Below are 9,748 nucleotides of genomic sequence, written 5' to 3'. Positions count from 1 at the left end.
AATGCTTTGTTGAAGTCGAAAGATTGAGTCATGTGTCACTCCTGTTTTCTTAATATTACTGAAATGACACAGATTTCTAAACACTACCTCGCGCCCTGAGGATAAACGGGTACGAGCGGTCATCGACATTATTGCTTCGCAGAGAGGTTGTGCAATCGATATGGCGTTTTTATCATCGAAGGTTTTCTTGTCCCCAAGTCGCAATCAAGTCCTAATTGCTCAGCCCAGCTCCTGATGATAGACCTGTAATATGAATAGCTTATTGGTTGATTAGAGCGACGTATACTCCGAAACAAATAATCACTGGGTTGCAATTTAACTTCTTGAACCCAATGGATAATACTTTGTTGTGTTCTCGGAGTTATCTCAAATTGAACTTCGATCCCTGTTTTCTTCTGCGTTAATTGAACCCTTTCAAATACTTGATCGAGAGTAGCGACGTCTCGAACTTTTAAAGAGAGTAAGTCACATGATCTTAGCTTGCTATCTATAGCCAAATTCAGTAAAGCTAATTGCATCAAGTTGTTTTGAATTTCAATTCGAGTGCGAATACGCCAAATCTCTTCAAGCTTGAAAGGACGTTTCACACCAGTAGCATTGTGGTTTAGTTCTGGTTTCATAGTGACCTCCTATTTAAAAGTCACTATGAGGATAGTGGATGTATTACTGATTAGGATTTGGAAAGAAATGAATTTCGAAAAATCGAGCATTAGCAATCCATGAATAACTACTGGTATGGCAAAGCAGTTGCTTTTTATGCCACAGTATCCGCAACAAAATATCGTTTTTCAGCACAATAAGAGGCAAACGAAGAAGTAATGTGAAGACATAAAAGCTTTATACTGCGTGCTCTATTATCTAACTGCGTAACGTTAAACCTTCGCCCTATAGTAATTGCGGTCTCTCTACCATGAGCTATCGCGTTACGGTGATCCTTGACTTCGGTTAAGACAAAGTGCTGCACACCTTCTGGCAGTGGTGAGCGTTCTAAATCAAAAAAATTCCACACGTTCTCTAGCTGTTTAATAGAAATATTCATTGAGCCACCTGATGGAAAAACAGAACTGTCAACATTAGTCACTTCAGTATCACTTGTTACTGCGAGAACAAGTTTATGACGATTTTCCCACACTTTGGAGGCTCCGCACTCTCGAAGAGCTTTAAAATGAGAATCAAACAGCGAGCACAATACCGCACTTTTAAAATGATTGGCAGGAGCTTCTTCTTGCCCAATAACTTCTAATGCTCGTGTGACTGATTGTGTAATTGCGAACTCAAGTGCTGCATACATTGCAACAAACACCAAGCCTTTCTGAGCACGATAGAAGTCTGAATTTTTAGTTTCTTCAGTCAGTGCCTCATCTGACAAATACTCTAGTATTGAATCTAGTTGCCTCAAGCGATTCATAACACCAGCATCAATATCATTAAACATTATCTACAAACCTAACTCGACAATACTCGACTCTTTCGCGTAAGCGAGGCCCTGAATTTGTGGCTCCAGTTGTCAAGCGGCGTAACTCTTCATCATCAATCCAGTTGGCTACATTTGATCCGCTAATATCAACTCCTTCTTCAATAGCATCGGCAGCTCCAATAGCAATGGCTTCAAAAAGCACTTGTGGTGTACTTCCTTTATTGCCGCGTTTAATTCCATTAGGTAAGACAGCTCTTAGTGATTCAAATGTTTTTTCAAACAGCTCTCTATACTTCTTATAGTTAAAATGTACCGATGCATCGGCCATAAAGTCATTTAGAAATATCTCTACACTGTGTTTAAAATCATCACGTTTTGTTTTGTAAGCCAAAAACTTCAAAACAAGCTCTTCTCTGGTACCGTCTTTCGCTTTAGTTGATGACACATTAACAACTTTGTTGAAGTCATCATTTTTTGCAAGTTCAATGATAAAATCATTAAATTGCCCTCTAAATACACAAGCTCGAATTTCTTGAGGAGTTAATTTGATTCCACCAGTATTCAATCTCTCAAAGAGGTCGAATCGTACTTTTAGATCACTTTTATCGCTTAGTGTTGTTACCTTAAGCGGACGTAAACTGAACTTCAAACGAAGTGAATGAGGCAGATCATTAAACGTTGCTCCATTGAACTTAGACAGGATATCTAGCCCCTTAAGTTTAAGAGGCTTATCCAGCCCAAAACTTTCTATTTGCTCTGGGGTCCCACAAAAATGAATCAATGAGTTAAGCCTTTGTACGCCATCTATTAACTCCCAAGATCCATCTCTATTTGCAGCCATGAACAAGTTAGGAATAGGTATTCCCAATAAAACAGATTCTACAAGTTTAGACTGGTTATCTTCGGGCCAACGAAATTGCCTTTGGTACTCAGGAGCAATGTTGATAATTGATTCATTCGCCATAGAAATCAACTCTTTAACAGATATATCAAATGAATCAAAATCTACTTTCCTAGTCTCTTGATCGAGTTGATTCATATAATCTTTCATGTGTTCTCCAGTGAGCTATCTAAGTTTATTCCAGTGTAACAACAACTCATATTTTAGTCGATATTAGTCAATAGGTTAGTGAATGGTGACTAGAAACACTATCTAACTATTCATGGAGGACTGAGGGCTAAGCTCACGTCGATATTCTTGTAAACTCTCACATTACAAGACACCACAACGATTAGAAAAAGCATTCGTAAAGTGCAAAGAAAAAGTGTACTAGCACACAATGGGGCAAAAACGTTTTAGAAATGGCAGCGTACCGATGCAATCGCTGCCATTTTAGGATGATAGTTTAATACTTGGTATGAATCTTTATTCTACTCACACACTTGGAATTGATTGAAATTTTTCTATTTTCAGCAATATAGAAGAGCTTCGCGTCTACCCCTTACTGGTTATTGTTCTAGGCGCAGTAGCTCCTCTCTTCAAATTTTGACAAAAAAAAAGACCGATTAACGGTCTTTTCTTATTTTATTTTTTGCTTATTCGGTGGTGCATCCATAAATAACTACCGAAAAAAACTACATTACCAAAAATGAAAAAGGTCAAACCAATAGCTTGGATTTCATTCATCTTGATCGTCCTCCTCGGAACCATTTAGGAAAGTTATATAGAAACCTATCACAACAGATGCCAACATACAAACAAAAGCAATGACTAGCTTTATAAGTCCTTGAATTTGAATTTCGTAGCATGTTTTGTTGTCGAAACCACACGGCCAAACATATCCGCAAAACCACTAACAGAGAGCTCTGGAATATAGCCAACAATTGTTGCTAATAAGATTAGTTCAACCATGATCTTATTTAGCATTTTGTTTTTCATAAGCAATTCATTTGAATCTCCTCAAAGTAAATTTGAGGGTTCACACCCTTGAGGGAGTAATCCCCCAAGGGTTGTTTATGCTTCAAATAGCAATTCTGCCGTTTCACAGGCATTTGCGATTGTCACATTGTGTATCACAAGCAAATCTACAGTCTTTCTATATTTTTCAATTAATAAAAAGTGAGTAGTTTTTGCTATGAAGTGTCTGATAACCATATCTGGATAGTATCCATTGCGGTATGCTGCGAAATGACGTAGCTGAGAACCACCAGCTTTTGCCATTTCAATATGATGTTTACTCATTGCTCCTCCAAAGAAAGGGGGAGCTTCCCAAGCGGGGGGCTCCCCGCATGGGTTGGTTGTAAAAATCTAAAAGGTTACTTCAACCTCAATGTCACCTTTTGGCTTACAAACGCAAGGTAATATCTCACCTTCATTTGTAAAGCCAATTGGTTCATCGATATATTCGACATTGCCCTTTAGTAATTTGATGCGACACGCCCCACAAAAACCTGATTTACAGTTAGATGTAGGGGCAACACTATTCAGCTCTAAAGTCTGTAATAGTGTTCCATTTGTGTCATTGTAAACTTGACCAGAAACGCTAATCATTTGACACCTCCAGTATTAACAGAGATGTCAACAGGTAAGCGAAATGAAAAAGCACTAGGGCCTGCTAAGTTGTAGGTGTCCAGCCAGTCCATACTTTTGCTGCCATTAGGTATATCTAAAGGTGGCATATAAATATCAACAAACTTTCCTTCTCTACGTAGCCTCGCAGCTAATGCTTCTGCTTTTTCTTGACCTGCTCCAGATGCATCCTTATCAGCAAAAATTAATACTGAAGTCACACTATCTGGAATTTTTACCATTTTTAGTAATGTGTCCGAATAGCATGACCACATAGGACAACCTGTAGCCTCACGAACAGCTAATGCAGTTTCAATTCCCTCACATACGCCAATAAAGGTGTTATCACCTTCAGTTACTGGTGAGTCAATTTTAATTGAACATCCACCAATATAGCTGGGCGGAGGCATTAACATCTTCGCATTAGGTACATCTGCTTTTAAGCCTTGCTTGTTAAGGAAAATTCGATGAATCGTGATCCGATTACCATCTGGATCAGTCATTGAACCTAGTAAACCATGAAGTTTCTTAGGTTTAGACTGACCATCTCCCCACCAAAGCTCATCAGCATACCCAAGTGTATACGGTAAAGTTTTCGCATCAGTTTTAAGTCCACGGCTGTTCAAGTAAGCTTGTATCCGACCAGATTGATCATGAGCTGCAGGAATAGCGTGTTGAAATAGCTTCTCAAGTTTTGCAACTCGTTTTGCTTTTTCATCATCGTTAATACCTTTTGGCTGTGAAGCTTTCACATTTTTAACGTATTCGCGCGAGATGCTTGATAAGTCACCACCACAGATATCGATTATTTTGTTTAAAGCGTCGCTTTTTGAGCAACTCTCCATAAACGCAATTACATCTATTCCACCGGGTAAAGCACCTACATCGTTATGGTATGCGCCACCGGTATCAACCCAATCGCGGAAAAGGCGAAACTTAGTTCTTCCGTTTCCAGTTTTTGGGCATGGTACTTGTGGTGAACCACCGTGGTTATTTGATTTTGAAACTGCTTCATTAAGTCCTGGGTAGGCTGAGTAGACAGAAGACCACCCGCCATTTGACTCAACTAAAGCGAGTACTTTATCTATTTTTGATTCAATCATTACAATTCTCCTATTCCTCAAGACGACCCTAAAGCGTCCTGAATACAAGGCGCTTTAGGTGGTCGCCTCGAATAAAAAGAAGAGTTAGCCCTAAGGCTAACTCATACGTTTAGCCTTGAGCTTGAGCTCGTTGTTGACCTTCAAATAAAGGTCCCCACTTAGCACGTAATGAAAGAATCGTTTTATCGCCAATATGTACCTCTCTCACTTCTGTGTTAGGTATTGACGATGGGATTGGCATAATTGCCTTTTTAATTGAATTATTCATGCGTATCTCCTCCAAAGAGTACAAAAAAGGGGATACGCCCCTTATGGGAAGTATCCCCACAAGGAATGGTTTTAATTTGAGTTAGATAAGACCGCGCTCAGCAAAAGAGACAGTATTTTCGCCAATAATGATGTGATCTAACACTTGTACATCAATATGATTGAGTGCATGTTGGATCTTAGTGGTTATTAGCTTGTCTGCTTGCGATGGTTCGGCAATACCTGATGGGTGGTTGTGCGCTAAAATGACAGAAGATGCATTCTTTTTTAGTACACTTTTTACAATCTCCCGAGGATAAACACTTGCAGCATTTATCGTTCCGGTAAACAGTATTTCTTTGTCTATAAGTCTATTTTGGTTATCAAGATAAAGCATGTAAAAGACCTCATGCTCCAATCCCTTTAAATGGACCTCTAGATAATCTGTGACTTGGGTAGGGCTCTTAAAAATAGCACCTCGTCTCAGCCTATTGTTTAGAAGCTTCTTGGCTGTTTCAATAATTTCATCAGAGCTAAGCTCTGACGTGATTATATATTTACCAGTTTCTTCATTTAGTTTTAAGTTAGAAATAGTCATTGTCTCCTCCAAAGAAACATTAAGCGGAGACAATTACCCAGAGGATAATAATCCCCTATGGGTTGATTTAAGTTTGTTGAACACAAGCAAGCTGAACTCGCTTATGCTAAATCTAGGGTTAAACCCAAAGTAACAACGAGACGTCGGTACTTGTTCTACACAAATACAAGGATCTGAGTAGCTTTTATGCTTTATCAAAATTAATTACCTTACGGTAAATTTGATAGCAAGGTGCCATCATTAAATTAATGATAAATGCAAAAAAATCAATTTGGCTTATATGTAGTAGTGTGTGTGATTCATAGACATCCTTTCTATACTTGGATGTTATGAACGATGAAATTCAACAAAGACTTAAGTGGATAAAGCTTTATCAAGAAACAAACAACGCAGGTTTAGTTTGTCTGCGTTGTGGAATATCTAGGCCAACATTACGAAAGTGGTGGTCTAGGTATCAAGAGCAAGGTCTTGATGGCCTTAAAAGTTTGAGTAAAAGACCCCACAGTTCACCAAATCAAAAAATGTCTCCAGAATTGGAAGCTAAGATTTTAGTCTTAAGAAAATCTAGAAACTTAGGCGCTCGAAGAATCCAAAGTGAGTTGCTTAGAAATGAGCAAATTAAGTTAGGGCTAGCTACTATTCATAAAGTGCTTAAAAAGCACCAAGTTGACCCTATAGTTATTTATCGTAGAAAGCTTGACTTCAAAAGATACTCTAAGCCTATTCCTGGCGAAAGAGTTCAAATGGACACCTTTAAAATAGCCCCTAATTTATACCAGTACACAGCTATTGATGACTGTACACGCTATCGAGTGTTAAGGCTTTATAAGCGACGTAGTGCCACTAATACCATTGACTTTGTAGAGTCTGTAATTGAAGAAATGCTATTCCCTATACAGCGATTTCAGACAGACCGAGGTACAGGATTTTTTGCTGAAAAAGTGCAAAAGTTATTAATGAGATACAAGATAAAATTCCGACCAAATAAGCCAGCTTCACCGCACCTTAATGGCAAAGTTGAACGCTCTCAAAAAACAGATAAAGCTGAGTTTTATGCAACTGTTGATTTGGAATCTGAAGATATTCACGAGCAACTTTCTGAGTGGCAGCACTATTACAATTGGGAGAGACCACATAGTGCTCACAATGGAAAAACGCCGATAGAAAGGTATTTTGAAGTTAGTGAACAAGCGCCATTTTCAGATGAAATTGAGGGGTTTTATCAAGCGCATAATGAACGTGTTCAATTATCCAATTACAGAAGGGATTTAGAGATCGCAAAATTGAAACGATCTCTATGAATCACACAGATTTCTAAAATTGTCTTTGCCCCAAATTTTTCGAAGAAAGGAGCTGAAAGATGACTGGCGGCGATATCTATAACTTTCATGTCACTGTCCTTTGCCATTTTCTTAGCGTAAGACATCATTGCCGTTCCGATGCCATTAGCCTGCACCCGTGGAGAAGTCACAATCTAAGTGATATGAGCACGGTTTATTTTAGGATCGATATCCAGCCCAAAGACAGTCTTCTAAATAAGAGTTACTATAGTCACAAAATATCAAATTATTTTCAGTCATAATATTCCAAAAATTAACTAGTTATTATTTATCCCACATGGGAGTGCAGTTAAACGCTCGTTCCCAAACGCGGTCACGTTGGAAAGTTAGATTAACTTTACCATTTATATTATTTTACTTGTTTGCTTTATCTTTGCTTCTATCTTGGCTAACCAAATCAGCGGAATAATAATTAAAGAAGATCCTATAGCCAAGCTCAGGTCCGGTATTTCATCGAACCACAGCACCCCTACAACTACAGCACCTAATAAACCAGTGTATTCGGCACTGGAAATTTTACTGGCTTCGATTGCTCTATATACCAATACACATATACCAGCATAAATTAGGATAAAAGTGTTGGAGCCTGTTGCCGTTAACATTGGAGTCCAGTCCCAAGGTTTGCCTTCCCATAACGCCAACCCAAGTGCGGCTGGGATACCTACTAGGTTGGTGAGCATTAAAGTTTGGAACACATTATGATGCTGAGGTAATTTACGAACCAATAAATTATTTACAGCCATAGTCAATGCGACGACAAGGGCGGCAATCGCTGCCCAATTAATTTGTGTTGGTTTGACCACGATAAGTACGCCGATAAAGCCCAAAACAGCAGCAGCAATTGAGTGGCTAGTCAGCTTTTCCTGAAACAATATCATGGCTAACGGCAGCATAAGCAAAGGCGCTGTATAGAAAATAGCATTTACGGTAGCTAACGGCAGAGCGCCCAGAGCGAATACCATAAATATTGTCCCTAATAACCAAATGTGGCCACGTATAAAGTGCCATTTGAGGCCAGCGAAGAGGCTTTGTTTATTACTGAGTAGACAAAATGGAAGTAGAATCAGCACTGCGGTCAATTGACGAAATAATACAAATTGGTATATGGCAGTATCTGCTGGCAGAGTTTTTATCAAAGCGTCAGAAAAAACACCAATTATATTTCCGATGATAAGTAATGTCATCGCGAGTCCGACAGTTATTTTGGGCATTTCATTACTCCTGCTACATTCTAGAAAATGTCAATGGAACTGAATTAATAGAGTTACGTTTGTAAAACGGTTATATGATTAGCGTATTCCATACCTTATATGATGTATAATGTTTAAAATTTTTTTAGTATGAGCTAAATTTATAATGAAGTTGCCTCCTTTACGTGCCCTGCAATGCTTTGAAGCTGTTGCGCGACTTAATAGCTTTTCCAAAGCTGCTGAGCACCTCAATGTGACTCAAAGTGCGGTTAGTCACCAAGTTCGATTACTCGAAGACTATTTGGGTGGAACTCTGTTTAACCGACAGGGGCGTTCTTTTTCCTTGACTAAGGTCGGGGAACGTTACTTTGAAGAAGTGACTAACTCATTAGGAAATCTATCAAATGCCAGTCAAATGATACGTCACGGGAAATCAGGCAATCTTCGTTTGGCTTTATATAGCTCTGTGGCGGTGAACTGGTTGATACCGAAGTTAGAAGATTTTAGAAATCAGCACCCAGAAATAGAAATAACTTTAAATATGGTCGGGGATCAACCGGATTATAATGACCAATTTGCGGATTGTTTTATTTCAGTGAATCCACCGGAACGTAACTTTGTCAATCAATTCATGTTTACTGAAAAACTTTATCCCGTGTGTGGAAAAAAGCTTTGGCAGCAGTTAAGAAATAAGCCTCTACCTGATTCATTATGGCAACACCCGTTATTATCAGTACAATACTCAGATACAAATGAAAGTCTTGGTGACGACTGGTTACGTTGGTGTATGAGTGGTAAATTTGAATTACCCAAAGACGTCAAAATTAATCAATTTAGTCATGTCTTACTTGCCGCTGAAGCGGCTCGATATAATTTGGGAATTACCCTCATTAATAATTACATGATGGATGATCAGGATCGCCAGCAAAGTCTTGTGCGCATACCTATGCACGAGCTTAATACCGGAGATAACTTCTATTTTGTCTATAAGGAAACACGAGCTAGGCAACCTGATATTATGAAATTAGGTCGTTGGCTTAAACAGCAGTGTTATGAACTGGAATCAGCTTAGCTATTAAATTAGAGTTGAAGGTGAATACTAGCTACTTAGAAGTAGCTGTCAGCGTCCGTTTAGTTTTGTTAGTTGCCAGTCAAAATGAGTTTGCCAGAGGCCTTTATTGGCTATTCACTGTCAGTTTTAATTCAACTCTATAAATCAAATCTGGCAGATCAAGTTAAGACTTATTCACATGATGATGTTAACACCAAGCGATTTTGTCGTACTTTAATTACCACGCGATTCTGTCGTAATCGCTAATTACCAAGGGAAATTGACGGTTATCTT

The 9,748-nt window shown here is 38.8% G+C and carries 13 protein-coding genes; 2 read left to right on the top strand and 11 right to left on the bottom strand.

What is annotated here, in order from left to right; genetic code table 11:
- Positions 1-128: 128 nt before the first annotated feature.
- The 9 genes from AN394_RS20390 to radC form a co-directional block, all read right to left on the bottom strand.
- Entirely contained in the window at positions 129-620 is a 492-nt protein-coding gene (locus AN394_RS20390; protein WP_408003021.1) for a tyrosine-type recombinase/integrase, read from the bottom strand.
- A gap of 134 nt (positions 621-754) precedes the next feature.
- On the bottom strand, positions 755-1,435 hold the full coding sequence (locus tag AN394_RS20385) for a hypothetical protein (protein WP_055022417.1): 681 nt from the start codon (positions 1,433-1,435) through the stop codon (positions 755-757).
- Positions 1,428-2,468 (bottom strand): DUF262 domain-containing protein, encoded by a 1,041-nt coding sequence (locus AN394_RS20380; protein ID WP_055022416.1) that lies wholly within the window; start codon positions 2,466-2,468, stop codon positions 1,428-1,430. Before AN394_RS20380 ends, AN394_RS20385 begins: the two co-directional genes overlap by 8 nt.
- 666 nt (positions 2,469-3,134) lie before the next feature.
- Entirely contained in the window at positions 3,135-3,284 is a 150-nt protein-coding gene (locus AN394_RS22085) for a hypothetical protein (protein ID WP_161805764.1), read from the bottom strand.
- Positions 3,285-3,371: 87 nt separating this feature from the next.
- Entirely contained in the window at positions 3,372-3,599 is a 228-nt protein-coding gene (locus AN394_RS20375; protein ID WP_036973827.1) for a hypothetical protein, read from the bottom strand.
- Between the two features lie 66 nt (positions 3,600-3,665).
- On the bottom strand, positions 3,666-3,908 hold the full coding sequence (gene yfaE, locus AN394_RS20370) for a class I ribonucleotide reductase maintenance protein YfaE (RefSeq protein ID WP_036973826.1): 243 nt from the start codon (positions 3,906-3,908) through the stop codon (positions 3,666-3,668).
- A complete protein-coding gene (locus tag AN394_RS20365; RefSeq protein ID WP_036973825.1) occupies positions 3,905-5,029 on the bottom strand; it encodes a toprim domain-containing protein in 1,125 nt (374 codons plus the stop codon). The genes yfaE and AN394_RS20365 overlap by 4 nt, the downstream gene beginning before the upstream one ends.
- Before the next feature lie 109 nt (positions 5,030-5,138).
- Positions 5,139-5,297: a hypothetical protein gene (locus tag AN394_RS22080; RefSeq protein ID WP_161805763.1), complete on the bottom strand. Its 159-nt coding sequence runs from the start codon at positions 5,295-5,297 to the stop codon at positions 5,139-5,141.
- A gap of 81 nt (positions 5,298-5,378) precedes the next feature.
- Positions 5,379-5,906, bottom strand: a complete 528-nt coding sequence (gene radC, locus AN394_RS20360; protein WP_408003020.1) for a DNA repair protein RadC — start codon at positions 5,904-5,906, stop codon at positions 5,379-5,381.
- A gap of 296 nt (positions 5,907-6,202) precedes the next feature.
- On the opposite strand from radC, the gene AN394_RS20355 reads away from it, so the two are divergent.
- Positions 6,203-7,174: an IS481 family transposase gene (locus tag AN394_RS20355; RefSeq protein ID WP_055022414.1), complete on the top strand. Its 972-nt coding sequence runs from the start codon at positions 6,203-6,205 to the stop codon at positions 7,172-7,174.
- Here the strand turns inward: AN394_RS20355 and AN394_RS22550 are convergent.
- Together AN394_RS22550 and AN394_RS20350 are read right to left on the bottom strand one after the other, a co-directional pair.
- Positions 7,129-7,344, bottom strand: a complete 216-nt coding sequence (locus tag AN394_RS22550) for a GNAT family N-acetyltransferase (protein ID WP_408003019.1) — start codon at positions 7,342-7,344, stop codon at positions 7,129-7,131. The genes AN394_RS20355 and AN394_RS22550 overlap by 46 nt on opposite strands.
- 213 nt (positions 7,345-7,557) lie before the next feature.
- Positions 7,558-8,424: a DMT family transporter gene (locus AN394_RS20350; protein ID WP_055022413.1), complete on the bottom strand. Its 867-nt coding sequence runs from the start codon at positions 8,422-8,424 to the stop codon at positions 7,558-7,560.
- A 145-nt stretch (positions 8,425-8,569) separates the two neighbouring features.
- Here AN394_RS20350 and AN394_RS20345 point away from each other — a divergent pair, with 145 nt between their 5' ends.
- Positions 8,570-9,475, top strand: a complete 906-nt coding sequence (locus AN394_RS20345; protein ID WP_055022412.1) for a LysR substrate-binding domain-containing protein — start codon at positions 8,570-8,572, stop codon at positions 9,473-9,475.
- Positions 9,476-9,748 lie beyond the last annotated feature (273 nt).

The organism is Pseudoalteromonas sp. P1-26 (assembly GCF_001401795.1).
GTDB lineage: Bacteria > Pseudomonadota > Gammaproteobacteria > Enterobacterales > Alteromonadaceae > Pseudoalteromonas.
The sequence above is the reverse complement of the archived record's forward strand: the minus strand, read 5'-3'. Positions and strand labels throughout refer to the sequence as shown.

Coding starts and splice junctions, on each gene's coding strand:
- AN394_RS20390 (WP_408003021.1), bottom strand. CDS start 620: ATGAAACCAGAACTAAACCACAATGCTACTGGTGTGAAACGTCCTTTC.
- AN394_RS20385 (WP_055022417.1), bottom strand. CDS start 1,435: ATGTTTAATGATATTGATGCTGGTGTTATGAATCGCTTGAGGCAACTA.
- AN394_RS20380 (WP_055022416.1), bottom strand. CDS start 2,468: ATGAAAGATTATATGAATCAACTCGATCAAGAGACTAGGAAAGTAGAT.
- AN394_RS22085 (WP_161805764.1), bottom strand. CDS start 3,284: ATGCTAAATAAGATCATGGTTGAACTAATCTTATTAGCAACAATTGTT.
- AN394_RS20375 (WP_036973827.1), bottom strand. CDS start 3,599: ATGAGTAAACATCATATTGAAATGGCAAAAGCTGGTGGTTCTCAGCTA.
- yfaE (WP_036973826.1), bottom strand. CDS start 3,908: ATGATTAGCGTTTCTGGTCAAGTTTACAATGACACAAATGGAACACTA.
- AN394_RS20365 (WP_036973825.1), bottom strand. CDS start 5,029: ATGATTGAATCAAAAATAGATAAAGTACTCGCTTTAGTTGAGTCAAAT.
- AN394_RS22080 (WP_161805763.1), bottom strand. CDS start 5,297: ATGAATAATTCAATTAAAAAGGCAATTATGCCAATCCCATCGTCAATA.
- AN394_RS20355 (WP_055022414.1), top strand. CDS start 6,203: ATGAACGATGAAATTCAACAAAGACTTAAGTGGATAAAGCTTTATCAA.
- AN394_RS20350 (WP_055022413.1), bottom strand. CDS start 8,424: ATGCCCAAAATAACTGTCGGACTCGCGATGACATTACTTATCATCGGA.
- AN394_RS20345 (WP_055022412.1), top strand. CDS start 8,570: ATGAAGTTGCCTCCTTTACGTGCCCTGCAATGCTTTGAAGCTGTTGCG.